19 protein-coding genes are annotated in these 15,760 nt (G+C 61.2%); 16 read left to right on the forward strand and 3 right to left on the reverse strand.

Annotated features, from left to right (window positions below; translation table 11 throughout):
- The 9 genes from ACEW8N_RS10395 to ACEW8N_RS10435 form a co-directional block, all read left to right on the forward strand.
- On the forward strand, positions 1–1,280 hold a 1,280-nt coding region (locus tag ACEW8N_RS10395), incomplete at its 5' end, for an NAD-dependent succinate-semialdehyde dehydrogenase (RefSeq protein ID WP_373499749.1).
- Between the two features lie 8 nt (positions 1,281–1,288).
- On the forward strand, positions 1,289–1,606 hold the full coding sequence (locus tag ACEW8N_RS10400; RefSeq protein WP_373499750.1) for a nucleotidyltransferase family protein: 318 nt from the start codon (positions 1,289–1,291) through the stop codon (positions 1,604–1,606).
- Entirely contained in the window at positions 1,599–2,006 is a 408-nt protein-coding gene (locus ACEW8N_RS10405) for a DUF86 domain-containing protein (protein WP_373499751.1), read from the forward strand. The genes ACEW8N_RS10400 and ACEW8N_RS10405 overlap by 8 nt, the downstream gene beginning before the upstream one ends.
- Positions 2,007–2,544: 538 nt before the next feature.
- The gene (locus tag ACEW8N_RS10410; RefSeq protein ID WP_373499752.1) at positions 2,545–2,916 is read left to right on the forward strand and encodes a hypothetical protein; all 372 of its coding nucleotides are present in this window, start codon (positions 2,545–2,547) and stop codon (positions 2,914–2,916) included.
- 165 nt (positions 2,917–3,081) lie between these two features.
- The gene (locus ACEW8N_RS10415; RefSeq protein WP_373499753.1) at positions 3,082–3,384 is read left to right on the forward strand and encodes a ferredoxin; all 303 of its coding nucleotides are present in this window, start codon (positions 3,082–3,084) and stop codon (positions 3,382–3,384) included.
- A gap of 66 nt (positions 3,385–3,450) precedes the next feature.
- Positions 3,451–3,954: a GNAT family N-acetyltransferase gene (locus ACEW8N_RS10420; protein WP_373499754.1), complete on the forward strand. Its 504-nt coding sequence runs from the start codon at positions 3,451–3,453 to the stop codon at positions 3,952–3,954.
- Positions 3,955–4,067: 113 nt separating this feature from the next.
- On the forward strand, positions 4,068–4,673 hold the full coding sequence (locus ACEW8N_RS10425; RefSeq protein ID WP_373499755.1) for an isoprenylcysteine carboxylmethyltransferase family protein: 606 nt from the start codon (positions 4,068–4,070) through the stop codon (positions 4,671–4,673).
- Between the two features lie 116 nt (positions 4,674–4,789).
- The gene (locus tag ACEW8N_RS10430; protein WP_373499756.1) at positions 4,790–5,185 is read left to right on the forward strand and encodes a nucleotidyltransferase domain-containing protein; all 396 of its coding nucleotides are present in this window, start codon (positions 4,790–4,792) and stop codon (positions 5,183–5,185) included.
- A complete protein-coding gene (locus ACEW8N_RS10435; protein WP_373499757.1) occupies positions 5,169–5,588 on the forward strand; it encodes a DUF86 domain-containing protein in 420 nt (139 codons plus the stop codon). Before ACEW8N_RS10430 ends, ACEW8N_RS10435 begins: the two co-directional genes overlap by 17 nt.
- A 19-nt stretch (positions 5,589–5,607) precedes the next feature.
- On the opposite strand, the gene ACEW8N_RS10440 is transcribed toward ACEW8N_RS10435, so the two are convergent.
- From ACEW8N_RS10440 to ACEW8N_RS10450, 3 genes are all read right to left on the reverse strand, one after another.
- Positions 5,608–7,125 (reverse strand): GNAT family N-acetyltransferase, encoded by a 1,518-nt coding sequence (locus tag ACEW8N_RS10440; RefSeq protein ID WP_373499758.1) that lies wholly within the window; start codon positions 7,123–7,125, stop codon positions 5,608–5,610.
- Entirely contained in the window at positions 7,125–8,123 is a 999-nt protein-coding gene (locus tag ACEW8N_RS10445) for a D-alanine--D-alanine ligase (protein ID WP_373499759.1), read from the reverse strand. The genes ACEW8N_RS10440 and ACEW8N_RS10445 overlap by 1 nt, the downstream gene beginning before the upstream one ends.
- 78 nt (positions 8,124–8,201) lie before the next feature.
- Positions 8,202–9,329 carry a KamA family radical SAM protein gene (locus ACEW8N_RS10450; RefSeq protein ID WP_373499760.1) on the reverse strand — a complete coding sequence of 376 codons (1,128 nt, stop codon included), beginning with the start codon at positions 9,327–9,329 and terminating at the stop codon, positions 8,202–8,204.
- A gap of 87 nt (positions 9,330–9,416) precedes the next feature.
- Between ACEW8N_RS10450 and ACEW8N_RS10455 the strand changes: the two genes are divergently transcribed.
- The 7 genes from ACEW8N_RS10455 to ACEW8N_RS10485 all read left to right on the forward strand — a co-directional run.
- Positions 9,417–9,554 (forward strand): hypothetical protein, encoded by a 138-nt coding sequence (locus ACEW8N_RS10455; protein ID WP_373499761.1) that lies wholly within the window; start codon positions 9,417–9,419, stop codon positions 9,552–9,554.
- 345 nt (positions 9,555–9,899) lie between these two features.
- The gene (locus ACEW8N_RS10460) at positions 9,900–10,367 is read left to right on the forward strand and encodes an arsenate reductase ArsC (protein ID WP_373499762.1); all 468 of its coding nucleotides are present in this window, start codon (positions 9,900–9,902) and stop codon (positions 10,365–10,367) included.
- Positions 10,368–10,553: 186 nt separating this feature from the next.
- A complete protein-coding gene (murB, locus tag ACEW8N_RS10465) occupies positions 10,554–11,606 on the forward strand; it encodes a UDP-N-acetylmuramate dehydrogenase (RefSeq protein ID WP_373499763.1) in 1,053 nt (350 codons plus the stop codon).
- 153 nt (positions 11,607–11,759) lie between these two features.
- A complete protein-coding gene (locus tag ACEW8N_RS10470) occupies positions 11,760–12,254 on the forward strand; it encodes a MaoC/PaaZ C-terminal domain-containing protein (RefSeq protein ID WP_373499764.1) in 495 nt (164 codons plus the stop codon).
- 57 nt (positions 12,255–12,311) lie between these two features.
- Positions 12,312–13,784, forward strand: a complete 1,473-nt coding sequence (locus tag ACEW8N_RS10475; protein ID WP_373499765.1) for an FHA domain-containing protein — start codon at positions 12,312–12,314, stop codon at positions 13,782–13,784.
- A 177-nt stretch (positions 13,785–13,961) separates the two neighbouring features.
- On the forward strand, positions 13,962–14,345 hold the full coding sequence (locus tag ACEW8N_RS10480) for a DUF2784 domain-containing protein (protein ID WP_373499766.1): 384 nt from the start codon (positions 13,962–13,964) through the stop codon (positions 14,343–14,345).
- Positions 14,346–14,656: 311 nt separating this feature from the next.
- Positions 14,657–15,760: 2Fe-2S iron-sulfur cluster-binding protein (locus ACEW8N_RS10485; protein ID WP_373499767.1), on the forward strand; the 1,104-nt coding region annotated here is incomplete at its 3' end.

The raw sequence follows: 15,760 nt of genomic DNA on the forward strand, positions 1-15,760 counted from the left end.
CCGCCTGGCCCGGATGGCGCCGCCGGACCGCCGGAGAGCGGGCGGCCCTTCTGCGCCGCTGGTTCGATCTCATCCTGAAACACCAGGAGGACCTGGCCCGCCTCATGACCGCCGAGCAGGGCAAGCCCCTCGCGGAATCCCGGGGCGAGATCGCCTACGGCGCCGCCTTCGTGGAATGGTTCGCGGAGGAGGGCAAGCGCGTCTACGGCGACACCATCCCCACCCATCGGGCCGATGCCCGGATCGTGGTGGTCAAGGAGCCGGTCGGGGTCTGCGCCGCCATCACCCCATGGAACTTCCCCTCGGCCATGATCACCCGCAAGGCCGCCCCGGCCCTGGCCGCTGGCTGCACCATGGTCGTCAAGCCCGCCGGCCAGACCCCCCTGTCGGCCCTGGCCTTGTCCGAGCTGGCCGACCGGGCCGGGATCCCCCCCGGGGTCTTCAACGTCGTCACGGGCAACTCCGCCGTCATCGGCAAGGCCCTGACCGACGACCCCCGCGTGCGCAAGCTCAGCTTCACCGGGTCCACCGAGACCGGCAAGCTTCTCATGCGCGCCTGCGCCGGGACCGTCAAGAAGATCTCCCTCGAGCTGGGCGGCAACGCCCCCTTCATCGTCTTCGACGACGCCGACCTGGACCGGGCCGTGGCAGAGGCCGTCGTCTGCAAGTACCGCAACAGCGGCCAGACCTGCGTCTGCGCAAACCGGATCCTGGTCCAGGACGCGGTCTACGATGCCTTCGCCGGGAAATTCGCCCGGGCCGTCACCGCCCTCAAGGTCGCCGACGGCTTCACCGACGGCGCCGAGCAGGGGCCTCTCATCGATATGAGGGCGGTGGAAAAATCCGAACGCCTCATCCAGGACGCTCTAAGCAAGGGGGCCACGCTCCTGGCCGGCGGGAAGCGTCATGCCCTGGGCGGCACCTTCTTCGAGCCGACGATCCTGGGCGACGCCGTCCCCGCCATGAGGATCGCCGCCGAGGAGGCCTTCGGCCCCGTGGCGCCGCTCTTCCGGTTCAAGACCGAGGCGGAGGCCATAGAACTGGCCAACGACACCCCCTACGGCCTCGCCGCCTATTTCTGCGCCCGCGACATCGGCCGCGTCTGGCGCGTCGCCGAAGGCCTCGAATACGGCATGGTCGGCATCAACACCGGCATCCTCTCCACGGCCGTGGCCCCCTTCGGCGGCGTCAAGGAGTCGGGTATCGGGCGGGAGGGCTCGCGATACGGCATCGACGAATACGTCGAGATCAAGTATTTGTGCATGGGGGATGTGGCGTGAGGTGGGATATGAGTAGAAAGGAGTCCAGGGACACCATGCGCAAAAAAGATATTATCAACACCCTGTCCGACTATAAAAAAGAATTTGCTGAAGAATACGGAATTCTGGAGATTGGCGTTTTTGGATCTGTTGCACGCGAAGAGGCGATAGAATCAAGCGACGTGGACGTTGTGATTCGGATCGCAAAGCCGGACCTTTTCATGCTTGTGGGCATCAAACAAGATCTGGAAAAAAGACTTCATCGGCCGGTGGATATTGTTACCTACAGGGAGACCATGAATCCATTCCTAAAAAAGCGGATCGATGGGGAGGCGGTATATGCGTGACAAGGAACTCGCCGGGGAAGTTCTTCAGCAGATACAATCGGCAGCCGAAAAGATCGTTGATCGTTTTCAACCCATCCGTGAGGCTTCCGATTTCACCAATTGCCCCGCAGGTGTCGAAAAAATGGATGCCATCTGTATGGTGCTGATTGTCATCGGAGAATCGTTGAAAAACCTGGATAAAATTACCAACGGAGCGCTCCTGCAACAATATCCGGATGTGGACTGGAAAAAGGCGAAAGGGATGCGGGATATCCTTACCCACCACTATGCCGATATAAACGCTGAAAATTTACTATACCTGCAGAGACAAAATTCCCCAACTCCTAAAAACAATAATGAAAATAATAAAAGACCTGGGATAATGGCCTTACCACCCCGCAATCGCATGGGGAACAATTAATGGTCCGGGGATCGAAGGTCACCTGCCCCGTTTTGCTCGTTGCGGGCGCTCAGGACCGAATTTCCCCGCCGCCCGTCGTCCGCCAAATAGCGAGAAAGTACAAAAACGTGTCGACCTACAGGGAGTTCGAGAACCACGGCCATTGGATCGTGGGCGAACCCGGTTGGGAAGAGGTTGCAATGGGTGTCCTGGGTTGGCTCAAATCAAGTGTTTAGAAATCCTTCCGGTGGAGCGTTTCCCTGTCGCTGCCGGAGTAGATTCTTTTTATGGAGTTTAATGCGATATGTTTACAATTCCATCTGGAGAAAAAAAGTTGAGAAGCCGGATATCGAGTTATCTATCTGCTCTGAAAAAAGAGAAAAAACAACACGGCTTCATCGATGACGGCGGAGGCAAGCGGTATTCGCTGTTCTGCCTTTATTTCATGTTGAACGATCTGAAAAAGTCGCGGGAATATTTCGAGTGGTACAAAACGGAATTTCCGGATGATGTCGGAGACCCCATCCAGAAGCTGTGCTGGGCGCTGGGCCTCCAACGGATGAAAGATGATGCCGGCGCCAGATACGCGCTGGCAGATTTGATGCTGTCAAATCTTTACATGATTCCCCACTTGATCGGGCTGGATATCCAAAAATATGACATGTGGCATTCCTCGAACCTTGAAGATATCGATTATGTCGAATATATCCCGGAAGAGATACGGGAATGCATCCAGCCATCCGAAATCGAATGGATGAGCGGATTATACCACTCGTTCGAATTCCGGCGCATCAGGGAGCGATATATAGCGATTTTCCAGGCGCTTCAGCACACCAAGGAGATTGAAAAACGAAAGCGTCTGCTGAATGAATCCCGTTCTCTGCTGGATTCGCTGGCGCCGCCCGACGCAGTGCAGAGCGATCCGGAATAGATCGGACATTGAGGAGATGAACGATTTCCTGAAGAAGGCGTGCCCGGAATGGGCGAATTTTGGGGTCTAACGAGAAAGGCGCGTTCCATCCGTTGACAAACGCCAACGCCGCCAGAATCTTTAACCGCAAGTCCAACGCCAACCGTTTTTTTGAGAGGGAATACCATGCCGGATCAAAACGAATCGCCCTATGTCACGCATGTGTTTGTCTGCACCAATGATCGCGGCGGAGCCAGGAAATCGTGCGCGGACAACAACAGCCCGTCCGTGAAATCGAAATTGAAGGAGGCCGTCAACGGGAGGGGCTGGAAAGGGAAGGTCAGGATCTCCACGTCAGGGTGCATGGGGCTTTGCGCCAAGGGCTCCAACGTGATGATTTACCCCCAGAAGATATGGTTTTCCGGGGTGTTGCCCGATGATGTGGAGGAGATCGTGTCCGCCATAGAGCCGCTCGTGGCAGAAGATTGATGCGTGGGAGGGGCGGCGTGCTGCTGCGGTCCGCGGATGAAACGATACCAGAATGGGGTGAACTTCATGGGAGAGCATGAATTGCGCTGGGAGATCGAGAGCGGATACCTCCCCGGCGCGATTGGCCGGGTTTCCGAACTTCATGGGGTGTATTACCACGCGCACTGGGGGTTTGGCCTCTATTTCGAGGCGAAAGTCGCCACGGAGCTTTCCGCGTTCCTCAGCCGATACGACGAAGACCGGGACGGCGCCTGGATCGCTGTCGCCGGGAGCCGGGTGGAAGGCGCTATTTTCATCGACGGCATTCATGCCGCGGATGAAGGCGCCCATCTGCGTTGGTTCATCCTGTCCGATGCCCTGAGAGGGAAGGGGCTGGGCCGGGAACTGGTGAAGCGGGCCGTCGATTTTTGCAGGCGCAGGAGCTACCCCAAAATATACCTCTGGACATTCGAGGGCCTGGATGCCGCCAGACACCTGTATGAGGATGCCGGTTTCAGGCTTGTCCGGCAGCACCGCGGCGTTCAGTGGGGCACCGAGGTAACCGAGCAGTGTTACGAATGTTGCTTTTGATGGTGGAAGGAGTTTGCGGTTGTATTTTCGATTCGCATAACGCTATGATAGTGGAAATGTGTTATAAGGGTTTATCGGCCATTCCCCGAAGCTAAACAATTGGAGACCATCAAATGAATATATTGAGAAATAGATTTATAACGACCTGGCTGTTCTGTGCATTGCTGGCGGGCTATTATTTTTTCGGCACCGCGCGTTGGCAGTCTCAATTCCCCGTTCTTGAAGAGACCCTGTTTTTCTTCGGGGTAATCCTCGTCGCGATCGGCGTGATCGGCCGCGCCTGGTGCTTCTCCTACATTGCGGGAAACAAGGATGAACGGCTGATCCAGGAAGGCCCTTATTCGATCTGCAGAAACCCATTGTACCTGTTCAGTCTGATTGGTGCGGTGGGCATCGGTTTTGGTACGGAGACATTTGTTGTTCCGGGAATCATCGCGGTTGCGTTCATGGCGTACTATCCGTTTACCATCCGAAGGGAGGAGGTCAAACTCAAGGAAATATTCGGCGCCGAGTATGAAGACTATACGGAAAAGGTGCCGCGGCGCTTGATCCCGTCTTTGCGCAATTATATCGAATTGGAAACATTGCAAATATCACCTAAAGCCTTTCGAAGGGGCGTATTTGACCTGGTATTTTTTATCCTTCCCCTGGGCCTGTTTGAAATCGTTGAAATCAGCCATGTGATGGGACGGATACCAATTTATTTTCAGCTATTTTGATGTTTATTTCCTCGCCATCCGGCGGCGCGACCTTGGCCATGCGGATGAGAGCGGTGATGCCGCTCTCCAACGGGATCGACTTTTTGCGAACATATCAGACCCAAACGGCTTTATTGATGAACTTAACCCACCATCAACGCGGCCTTTTATCGGAAAAGCTCAAGCAGGAGCCCCGCGTCATCGCAGCGTACCTGATGGGTTCCGTACTGAAATCCCACTTCCGAAAAGACAGCGATATCGACATCGCGATTTTGCCGGCCCCGGGCAGCGACATCAGCCTCATGACGCGCCTCGAGATGGCGGCGGCGCTTTCGACAATTCTCCATCATCCTGTCGATATCGGCCTGCTCGGCACGCAGGACCTGATCTATGCCAAAGAGACGATCGTCAAGGGGGAATGCATCTTCTGCCGCGATAAATATGCAAGGGATCTTTTCGCCGCGACAGCCTTGTCGCTTTACCTTCAATTAAAGCAGCAGCGGGTCGAGGTGGAACATGCCTACACCGCCTGACGACGTCGCTTTGAACAAAGCGGGCATTATCGAGCGGTGCATCCGACGGATCCAGGAAGAATATGCCGCGGATCCGACCCTGAGCAACGTAACCCATACAGACGCCCTGACGCTGAACATTGAACGCGCCTGCCAGGCCGCCATAGACCTTGCCATGCATCTTGTTGCCGAAGGACGCCTCGGTATGCCGAAAAACAGCGCCGAAGCCTTTACCCTGATGCGGAAAGCCGGCATCATTCCACAGGAACTCGAAACGCATCTCCGGGCCATGACCGGTTTCCGAAATGTCGCGATTCACGAGTACCGTGATCTGGATAAATCCATTCTTCACGTCATCGCGCGGGATGGATGGAAAGACCTCATCCAATTCTGCAAGCATCTCGGCCTCAAAATCGAACCTTGACGCAAGGAAGCCCTCCTTTTCAGACCAAAACCTTGCAGTAGACGGCCTTGCCGTCGCCGGGGCTGTAAAAGTCCTGGAGCACGGTTTCCAGCCGGTATCCGCAGCTTTCATAAAACGACCGGGTGCCGGCATACTGGGCCCGCCGGGAGGTGTCCACGTAAACGCGGCGGCCGCCGGCCGATTTGATCAATCGCTCGGATTCCCGCAGCAGGCGCCGCCCCAGGCCCCGACCCTGGAATTCCGGATGGACCGCGATCCAGTACAGGTCGAAGCTGGCCGTGGTGCAGGGGATGGGACCAAAACAGGCATAGCCGGTCAGAAGGCCCTCATGGTCGGCCATGACGAAATCGTAGCCGCTCGCAGGGCCTTTGTCCAGGCGCTCCTCGACCAGTTCGCCGGCGACCCCTGCCTCCTCTTCTGAAAAGAACCCGGTGATCGCGACCAGTTCCCGGACCCGGGCCACATCTAGGGATTCGGGGGTGAAGCGGAAACCGACCCCGTGAACCGGCACCTCGGGCTCGCGGCTGGTTTCCGCCCGCGGGAGATCAACTCCGGGATGCGTGTCCGCCAGGATGCGCTGGATGGCTTCGGTGTAGGCGATCCCGGCCGTTTCCAGGGCCGCCGCGAATCCGGCGTCCGGGGAGAGGCAGGGGTTGGCGTTGATCTCCAGGATCCAGGGCCGCCCGGCATCATCCACCCGGAAGTCCACCCGGGCATACCCGGAGAGGCCGAAGGCGGCCCAGCAATCGAGGGCCAGGCCCCGGAGCCGGTCCAGGAGCCCGGCGTCCCGGTCTTCAAAATCAAAGGTGCGCCTGGTATGGCGGTACTCAAAGGAAGACTCGTCCCACTTGGCACGGTAATCCACGATGCGCGGCCTTCCGGCGCCGTATCCCGAAAATCGGATCTCCGCCGGCGGCAGGACCTGGGGGCCGTCTTCGCAGGCCAGCAGGGACAGGTTGAATTCCCGGCCCTCGATGTAGCGCTCGGCGAAGCAGAGCCCGCCCAGTTTCAGGGCGCGCGCCGCCAGCAGGGGCCACAGCGCGCCCGCCTCCGAAACCCTGACGACGGCGCCCTCGTCCAGGCCGATGGAGGCGTGCTCCCATACGGACTTGATGATCCAGTCATCGGCGCGCGTTTCGGGCCGGGCTGGTGGCCCGGGGCAGGGGCCGACCCATTCGGCCGTGGGAAGACCTGCGTGCTTCAGGCGCTCCTTGGCCATGACCTTGTGGGAGGTGAGGAACATGGGCCCCGTTTTCGCGCCGGTGTAAGGGATGCAAAGGGCGTCCAGGCAGGCCGGCACCAGATGGATCAGGCGCCCGTGCCCGGCGAGGGACTCCACCAGGTTGAACACTCGCTCGGCCTGAAAGGCCAGGAGCGCCTCCCGCATCGCTTCCAGGTTCAGGGTGCAGGGGAGGGTGCGGACCGGATGGCCCAGCTCCTCCAAGGCCCCGGCCACGGCCCGGGCCTGGACCCGCACATCCCGCGCATCGGGGCCGTCCGTATCCGAGACGCTGTCATGGACGATGGCGACCCGCATCAGGCCGTCTTCCGGATTCGGGAGGCGGCAGAGTCCACGATCGTCTGGATGAGGCTCAGGTAGGGAAAGCCCAGATGCTTGCAGATGATGGGCAGATCCGAGTGGTGGGGGTGGATGCCCGCCAGGGGGTTGACCTCCATGAACAGGGGGCGGCCGTCGGCATCGCAGCGGATGTCGATCCGGCCGGCATCCCGGCATCCCAGGACCTTCCAGGCCGAAAGGGAGACGGCCTCGGCCCGGTCGACCACGGGGTCCTCCCCGGGCCGGAACAGCCGGTAAAAGACCCGCTCCTCGAACTGCGCCTTGTTGACGTAGGAATAGACCCCCGGCTCGGCCGTCTCCCGAAGGTGGACCTCGATGGTCCCGAGCGCCCGGGCGCTCGCCCCGGTCCCCAGGATCCCCACGGTGAACTCCCGGCCCGGCAGGTAGGGCTCGATGATGACGGCCTGGCGGTGAATCCGGATCATCCGGTCGCAGGCCGGGGCCAGTTCCGCCCGGTCCCGGAGGATGGAGGCGGGGCTGATTCCCTTGCCCGTGCCTTCGGCCACGGGTTTGATGAAGTAGGGCGGGCCGAAGCCGACCCCCTCCGCATCCGCCCCGGTTTCCGCCACGTGGAAATCGCTGGTGGGCACGCCGGCATCCCGGACTATGCGTTTGGTCATGCCCTTGTGGAGGGTCAGGCTCATGACCAGGGGGTCGGAAAAGGTGTAGGGGATCTCGTACAGGTCCAGCAGGGCAGGGACCTGGGCCTCGCGGCCGATGCCGTGAAGCCCTTCGGCGATGTTGAACACCAGGTCCCAGCGGCGGCCCGCCACCAGGGCCGCAGCGAGCTGCCGGCCGTTGCCGATGCGCTCGGCCCGGTGGCCCAGCTCCCCCAGGGCACCTTCAATGGCCGTGATGGTGTCGTCCCGGTCGAATTCCGCGGTCTCCAGTTCTGTGTAGCCCAGGGCCAGGTACTCGGACCGCAGGTCGTAGGTCAGGCCGATGGTCAGGGTCATGTGTGTCAACTCCTTGTGCCATAAAAAAAGGAAGCCCGGAAAACGCCGGGCCTCCCCATATCATTCCGATCCCGGAAATCAGACCGGGCTGCAAAAGGCGTCGGGATAACGATACCTTCCGCCCTCATAATTGCGCAGGATCAGGTCCCCGCCTTCCCGGCCCTCGATATAATCGGGCATGAGGGGGATTTTCCCGCCGCCGGCCGGCGCATCCACCACGTAGGTGGGGACGGCATAGCCGGTGGTGAACCCCCTGAGCCCCCGGATGATCTCCATGCCGGCCTCCACCGTCGTCCTGAAGTGGGCGGATCCGGAGATGGGGTCGCATTGGTAGAGATAGTAGGGCCGCACCCGCATCTTCATCAGGTGCTGCACCAGGGTTTTCATGGTCTCCACCGTGTCGTTGACGCCCTTGAGCAGCACCGTCTGGGAGCCCAGGGGGATGCCCGCATCCGCCAGCAGGCTGCATGCCCGCTGGGATTCCAGGGTGCATTCGTCCGGATGGGTGAAATGGAGGCTCATCCACAGGGGGTGGTAGCGCCTCAGCATTTTGACCAGTTGGGGGGTGATCCGGTGTGGCAGCACCGCCGGCACCTTGGTGCCGATCCGGATGATCTCCACATGGGGGATCCGGCGGAGGCGGGAGAGGATCCACTCCAGGCGGTCGTCTCCCAGCATCAGCGGGTCGCCGCCCGAGATCAGCACATCCCGGATCGCCGGTTTGGATTCGATGTAGGCCAGGGCCTTCTCGAACCGGGACCGGTTGGGGTGCAGGGTGCCGTGGCCCACCACCCGCGACCGCGTGCAGTAGCGGCAATAGGTCGAGCAAAAATCCAGGGCCAGGAGCAGCACGCGGTCGGGATAGCGGTGAACCAGCCCCGGCACCGGGCTCTGGGCCTCTTCCCCGAGGGGGTCGTCGGCCTCTCCGGGGGTCTGGATCAATTCCTGATGGACCGGAATCACCGTGCGGCGCAGGGGCTGCTCCGGATCATCGGGCGAGATCAGGCTCAGGTAATACGGGGTGATGCCCAACGGCAGGCGGATGTCCGTGTGATACAGGGCCTTTTTCTCCTCAAGGGAGAGGTCGGGGATGTACCGGACCAGCTCCGCCGTCGTGCGGATCCTGTGGCCGGCCTGCCAGTGCCAGTCATTCCAGACTTTTCCCGGCACCTTCGGAAAAAAGCGTTTCCGAAACGTGCGGGTCATGGGGTTGCTTGCAGTGGTTCGATGGACGGGAAAACGTACGATCAAACCGCTTTTGAGGCGCAATTCAAGGGAAGGGGGCGAAGGTGCGTGATGCAGTCCTATGGCTTCCCCCGGGTCGGGAGGCTCGTCGTCGGCCTCATCGGCGATCAGGGGGCTGCGGCAGTCGGTTTGGCCATCCGGGATGACCGGGACATGCTCCATGAAATTCTCCTTGTCCTGTTCTGAAGTGAGTTCAGAGATTGCCTGGGTTCAGGCAGGTAAGGCGTTGACGGCGCCGTATTGCGCGGAAATATAACGATATTCATATAAAAAGCAAGTCTTTTTATTCGAGGAGAAAAAATATTTCAACCTATCGATATAATATAGGATATATAAATTTGGTCCATAGGGGGCGGACGTTTTTCGGCACGATGAGATAAACCTGCGGGAAACGATCATCCTAATACGGGTCTAACAATCTTCCCCTACGGTATCGTGATGTTCCGAATCGACGGTTTCAGGCGTTGCGCCGTCAGATTCGGAGGGATGAATCCAACACAAAAGATGCATCGATCGGCATCGGAGGGGACCATGAAAAGAAAGATCACCGTTCTGTTTATCTGTCAGCACAACAGCGGCCGCAGTCAGATGGCGGAGGCATTTCTAAGGGAATTCCACGGAGAGCATTTCGAGGTCGAAAGCGCGGGGCTGGCGCCGGCGGAGGCCGTCAACCCCCTGGTCGTCCAGGTCATGGCAGAAGCCGGAATCGATCTGTCGAAAAAGAAACCCCGAAGCGTCCTGGAGCTGTTCAAACAGGGAAAACTCTTCCAGCATGTCATCACGGTGTGCCATGACACGGAATCCAGATGCCCTATTTTTCCCGGCGTCACGAAACGCTGGCACTGGCCGTTTCCAGATCCGGCGGCTGCTGCGGGCACCGAGACGGAGAAGCTCGAGGCGGTCCGCCGGATTCGGGACATGATCCGGGACTGGGTGCTGCATCCGCCTGAAAATGCGATTAATTTCAAAGAACTGAGTGAACGGGCGACCGGGCGCTGACGGCTTTGGCGCCCGCACGGGCGCCGCCGGCTCTCTTCCGGCCGCGATGGCGTCCGGGGGCAGCGCTGATGGTCCACAACGGAGAGCATTCCGAATTTCTCCTTGCAATCCTTCCATCTCAGATATTATAGACTGTCCCTGACAGGCGCTTTCGCGGTCGGGACACCGGAAGATCGCGGAAAGCCCATGACCGCGCAGAAAGATCATCCGGTTGAATCCAGATCCATGATCATCAAAAAAAATATTTCTCTGAAACCCCTCACGACCTTCCAGGTCGAGGCTGCGGCCCGGGACTACGTCCGGTTTGACGAGGACGGCGAGATCATCGACTTTCTGAGGGGAGACCGGCTGAAGGGCCTTCGTCACCTGGTGCTGGGCGGGGGCAGCAATCTCCTTTTCGTGGATGATTTCGACGGGGTGGTCCTCCACCCGGCCATGAAGGGGATTTCGGTGGCGGCGCGCGGGCCGGACCACGTCCGGGTGAGGGCCATGGCCGGAGAGTCCTGGGACGATCTCGTGGCCTTTGCCGTGGCCCATGGCTGGGGCGGCATCGAAAACCTCTCCCGCATTCCGGGAAACGTCGGCGCCAGCGTGGTCCAGAACATCGGCGCCTACGGGGTTGAAGTGGGGGATTTTGTCGACACCGTGGAGGCCGTCTCCCTCATGGACGGGCGGCGAGTGGTTTTTTCGGGGGCCTCGTGCGGCCTCGGCTACCGGCACAGCCGATTCAAGGATGACGGGGCAGGCCGGTTCATCATCACCGCGGTGGTGTTCAGGCTGACCCGACAGCCCGAGTATGTGGTCCGGTATCCCGGCGTCAAGACCGCGGTCGACCGAATCGGGGCCTTGACCCTGGCCAATCTTCGAAGGGCGGTGATCGGGATCCGGGAGAGCAAGCTCCCCGACCCGGCCGTCGTCCCCAATGCGGGCAGCTTCTTCAAGAACCCGGTGGTTTCGGGCGAAAGGGTGGCGGGGCTCCGCCGCGCCTTTCCCGATCTGCCGTACTACCCTGCGGGCGATGATCGCTTCAAGCTCCCCGCGGGGTGGCTCATCGAACGCTGCGGCTGGAAGGGGCGGTCCCTGGGCAATGCCGCCGTGCATCGGGACCATGCCCTGGTGCTGGTGAACCCGGGCGGGGCAACCGGCAGGGAGATCTACGACCTGTCGGAGCGGATCCGGCAATCGGTCCTGGACAGGTTCGGCGTGGCCCTCCATCGGGAGGTCGTCGTCGTCCCCTGAGGGTTTCAACACCCCCCGCTCGCAGTCGCCCTTGAAATGCGGGGAGATGCGTTGTTATTATAAAGTATCCAGGCGGCATTCCGGGAGGAGCAGGCAGCCCCGCGCCCTGCCTGGAGAGCCGCGGGGCTGCGGCCGAAAACAAAAACAGGAAACATGGCAAATCCAATTCGAAAAATGGCGATAGAAGGGCTCTCGGAAGGGGACACCTTCAGCTGCGAGCGCGTGTTCACGAAGGCGGAGACCTTGGCGTTCGGCGACATGACCCATGACTACAACCCGGTTCACTACGACGAGCGCTGGATAGAGGCCAAGGGCTTCACGGGTCTGATCTGCCACGGCCTCCTGGTGGGCTCCATGGTCTGCGAGTTCGGCGGCCAGGTGGGCTGGCTCGCCAGCGGCATGAACTTCAAGTTCATCAAGCCCGTCTACTTCGGCGAGAGGGTCCGCTGCGACGTCACGATCACCCGGATCGCCGAAAGCGGCCGGGCCGAGGCCGAAGCCCTGCTCACGAACCAGCAGGGAGAGCAGGTCGGATTTGTTCACCTGACCGGGCGCCTGCCCCGGGCGTCGGAGCGGGCGCTCCTTGCCCGCATGGTCGACGAAGGCGATCCGGACAACGGGCTGGCCGGAGAAGGGTACGGCGGATAACCGATCCGCCCGGCCGCCCCGGGCGCAATGATTTCATCGCAAAAGAGGCGAACCCCCATGGCATCTTCCGATCCTCCCCGACTGAGAGTGACCGTTGAAGGCGGAGCGGTCCCGGCCGCGGAATTCCTGTTTGAAAACTGGTTCCGCATCGGGCGGCATACAAACTGCCAGATACAGCTCGTCGGCCGCGAGGTGAGCCGCAACCATGCCGATGTGTTCATCGACGGCGGAAGATGGTGGCTTCAGGATCTCGGCAGCGCCAACGGGGTGTTCGTCGAGGGCCGGAAGATCGACCGGATGGAGATCACCGGCACCACCCGTATCCGCCTGGGGCGGTCGGGTCCGGTGCTGACCCTGGCCTTTGAAACGGCGGAAGCCGGGGCCGGGGCTCCCGAACCTCCCGGGGTCGATTCCCGGACCCTCAGCGACTACCAGCGGCACTACTTCGGCAGCGCGGAAGACACCACCGCCGCCGGCGAACATACCATGATGGTGCGGAAGGCCTATGCTAAGGTCAAGAAAAAGGAGCGGCGGCTTTACGGCGCCGTCATCGCCGGCATCACGGTGCTGTGCCTCGCGACCGGGGCCTACGCGATCTACAAGCACCGGCAGGTCCAACTCCAGCGAAGGCTTGCCGTCGATATCTTCTATAACATGAAATCCCTGGAGCTGGAGCTGGCCAAGGTGGTGAAGGCCGCCGAGGCTCAGAAGACCGATGCGTCCGCCGCCCAGATCGCGGCGTTCCGGGACCGGCAGCGGACCCTTGAGGAGAGCTACAACCGGTTTGTCGATACCCTGGATGTCTACGGCAAGGGGCAGCGCCCCCAGGAGCGGATCATTCTGCATATGGCCCGCCGGTTCGGGGAGTGCGAGGTCAACATGCCCGAAGGCTTTGTCCGGGAGGTCATGCGGTATATCGAAAAATGGAAATCGACGCCCCGGCTGGAACAGGCGATCCGACGCGCGACCTCCCGGGGCTACGTCTCCAACATCGTCCGGACCCTTCGCCGGCACGGCCTGCCGACCCAGTTTTTTTATCTCGCCCTCCAGGAGAGCAATTTCAACCCCGATGCCTGCGGCCCGGAGACCCGGTTCGGCATTGCCAAGGGAATGTGGCAGTTCATTCCCTCCACCGCCGAAATGTATTACCTGCGAACCGGCCCCCTGGTCCAAAGGCCGGTGCCCGATCCCAACGACGAGCGCCACAATTTCGGGAAGTCGACCCTGGCGGCCGCCCAGTATCTGAGGGATATCTATACGACGGACGCCCAGGCCTCCGGGCTGCTGGTCATGGCTTCCTACAACTGGGGCGAGAACCGGGTGCTGAACCTGATCCGGTCCATGCCCAAAAATACCCGCGAGAGAAACTTCTGGGAGTTGATCTCAAGATACCGCAATAAAATTCCCGAAGAAACTTATAACTATGTTTTTTATATCTTTTCCGCTGCGGTCATCGGCGAGGATCCGCGCCTGTTCGGGTATGATTTCGACAACCCCATCGCCGAGGTCGACGGGGTCACGGAGGGCTGAGCCGACCTCCGGTTACCCGAAATCGGACGGGGAGGGCAGGGTTCTCTTGATCTCCGGCTTCAGGTCCAACGGGATCGCCGATCGCGGCGTGCTCGAAGAGGGGGTCCATTTTGTTCAGAAACCGTTCAGCATGAACGATCCCGCAGCGAAGGCGCGGGATGCGATCCGGGGCCGGAAATGATCCACCGCCTCCTTGCCGACGCCGTCGTGGCGCTGCATTTCGCCTTCATCCTCTTCGTTGCGGCCGGCGGGCTTCTGGTCCTGAAATGGCCGCGGCTGATGTGGCTGCATCTCCCGGCGGCCGGATGGGGGGCCCTCATCGAATTCACCGGGTGGATCTGCCCCCTCACGCCCCTGGAAAACCGCCTGAGGGTGATGGGCGGCGAGGCAGGATACCCGGGCGGCTTTATCGAAACCTACCTTACGCCGGTCATTTACCCCGATGGCCTCACCCACCGCCACCAGCTCCTTCTCGGGATCGGCGTCGTGGCCGTCAACAGCCTTTTTTACGGGATTCTGGTCCGGCGCCGACTGAAAAGGGACCCCCGGCCCCGGATTTGACAAGCTCCCCCGGCATTGTTAATCATTATATGAATGAATCCGGGGTTCATGATCCCGGGAGTCATGCGTTCGGCGCAGCAATGACCCGCCGCGGGCGGCGTCCGTTACCCAACTTTCCCACCGAAACCCAACTTTCGAGATCCGGGGCATCATCGAACCCGAGCCGCTGCGGGGATTTTCCGGCCCTATGGCAGGGACTGCCGTAAATCCGCGTCGGTGCTGTTTATCCGGAGGCGCCCCGTCGGCACCCCCCTGAGACCGCCTGGCGGGCGGCAGCGGCGCCTCCGAGTGCCCGAAAAAGGAGAAAAAAGATGAAGACGACATTCCTTGTGAACGGAGAACGATTCACGGTGGATGTGGCGCCGGATATGCCGCTTCTCTGGGTCTTGAGGGACATCCTCGGCCTGACCGGAACAAAATTCGGATGCGGAAAAGGCCTTTGCGGGGGGTGCACCGTGCTCCTGGCCGGAAAGGCCCGGCCGTCCTGCATCGTCACGGCCGAGGCCGCGGCGGGCAAAGAGATCTTCACCATCGAGGGAATCCCCTGGGACCATCCCGTCAAGCAGGCCTGGGTCGACGCCCAGGTGCCACAGTGCGGCTGGTGCCAGCCCGGCCAGATCCTCCAGGCCGCAGCCCTGCTTCGGGAAACACCCGACCCGAACGATGCGGCCGTCGCCCGGGCCATGCGGAAAAACCTCTGCCGGTGCGCCACCTACGCCCGGGTTCGGACCGCGATCCGGGAGGCCGCCCAAAGGATGGTATCGAATCCCGGCACGGACGCGAAGAATCCGGCCATCCTGAAAGACCATCCTTCGGATGCCGCAGGCTCGGGCGACGGCCAATCCTTCGCCCTCAACCCCTTTGTCCGCGTCAGCGAAACCGGCGTAGTGACGGTCATCGCCAAGCACCTGGAAACCGGCCAGGGGATCTACACCGGTCTCGCCACCCTCCTGGCGGAGGAGCTGGACGCCGACTGGCGGAGGGTCCGCGTCGCGTCGGCGCCCGCCGATGAGACACGTTACAACAACCTTCTCTTCGGGGCGATCCAGGCCACCGGAGGCAGCACCAGCATCGCCAATTCCTATGAGCAGTACCGGAGGGCGGGCGCGGCGGCCCGGGCCATGTTTGTTGCCGCGGCCGCCGCCGCGTGGCGGTTGCCGGCAGGGGAGATCACCGTGAAAAACGGCATCGTCTCCCATCCCGGTAGCGGTCGGCAGGCCACCTTCGGCGCGCTTGCCCGGAGGGCCGCCGCCGCGAAGCCCCCCGCGGAGGTGAGGCTCAAGGACCCCGAAGCGTTCACACGGATCGGGCGCCAGGATGTCCGGCTCGATATCGTGTCCAAGGTCCAGGGCACGGCCCGGTTCGCCATGGACGTCCGGCTTCCGGGGATGCTGAGGGCCGTGGTGGCCCGGCCG

It is taken from the genome of Desulfococcus sp., assembly GCF_041737845.1.
Classification (GTDB): Bacteria; Desulfobacterota; Desulfobacteria; order Desulfobacterales; family Desulfococcaceae; genus Desulfococcus.

Coding starts and splice junctions, on each gene's coding strand:
- ACEW8N_RS10425 (WP_373499755.1), top strand. CDS start 4,068: ATGAATATATTGAGAAATAGATTTATAACGACCTGGCTGTTCTGTGCA.
- ACEW8N_RS10405 (WP_373499751.1), top strand. CDS start 1,599: ATGCGTGACAAGGAACTCGCCGGGGAAGTTCTTCAGCAGATACAATCG.
- ACEW8N_RS10475 (WP_373499765.1), top strand. CDS start 12,312: ATGGCATCTTCCGATCCTCCCCGACTGAGAGTGACCGTTGAAGGCGGA.
- ACEW8N_RS10410 (WP_373499752.1), top strand. CDS start 2,545: ATGAAAGATGATGCCGGCGCCAGATACGCGCTGGCAGATTTGATGCTG.
- murB (WP_373499763.1), top strand. CDS start 10,554: ATGACCGCGCAGAAAGATCATCCGGTTGAATCCAGATCCATGATCATC.
- ACEW8N_RS10470 (WP_373499764.1), top strand. CDS start 11,760: ATGGCAAATCCAATTCGAAAAATGGCGATAGAAGGGCTCTCGGAAGGG.
- ACEW8N_RS10420 (WP_373499754.1), top strand. CDS start 3,451: ATGGGAGAGCATGAATTGCGCTGGGAGATCGAGAGCGGATACCTCCCC.
- ACEW8N_RS10460 (WP_373499762.1), top strand. CDS start 9,900: ATGAAAAGAAAGATCACCGTTCTGTTTATCTGTCAGCACAACAGCGGC.
- ACEW8N_RS10445 (WP_373499759.1), bottom strand. CDS start 8,123: ATGACCCTGACCATCGGCCTGACCTACGACCTGCGGTCCGAGTACCTG.
- ACEW8N_RS10430 (WP_373499756.1), top strand. CDS start 4,790: ATGAACTTAACCCACCATCAACGCGGCCTTTTATCGGAAAAGCTCAAG.
- ACEW8N_RS10480 (WP_373499766.1), top strand. CDS start 13,962: ATGATCCACCGCCTCCTTGCCGACGCCGTCGTGGCGCTGCATTTCGCC.
- ACEW8N_RS10415 (WP_373499753.1), top strand. CDS start 3,082: ATGCCGGATCAAAACGAATCGCCCTATGTCACGCATGTGTTTGTCTGC.
- ACEW8N_RS10450 (WP_373499760.1), bottom strand. CDS start 9,329: ATGACCCGCACGTTTCGGAAACGCTTTTTTCCGAAGGTGCCGGGAAAA.
- ACEW8N_RS10400 (WP_373499750.1), top strand. CDS start 1,289: ATGAGTAGAAAGGAGTCCAGGGACACCATGCGCAAAAAAGATATTATC.
- ACEW8N_RS10440 (WP_373499758.1), bottom strand. CDS start 7,125: ATGCGGGTCGCCATCGTCCATGACAGCGTCTCGGATACGGACGGCCCC.
- ACEW8N_RS10435 (WP_373499757.1), top strand. CDS start 5,169: ATGCCTACACCGCCTGACGACGTCGCTTTGAACAAAGCGGGCATTATC.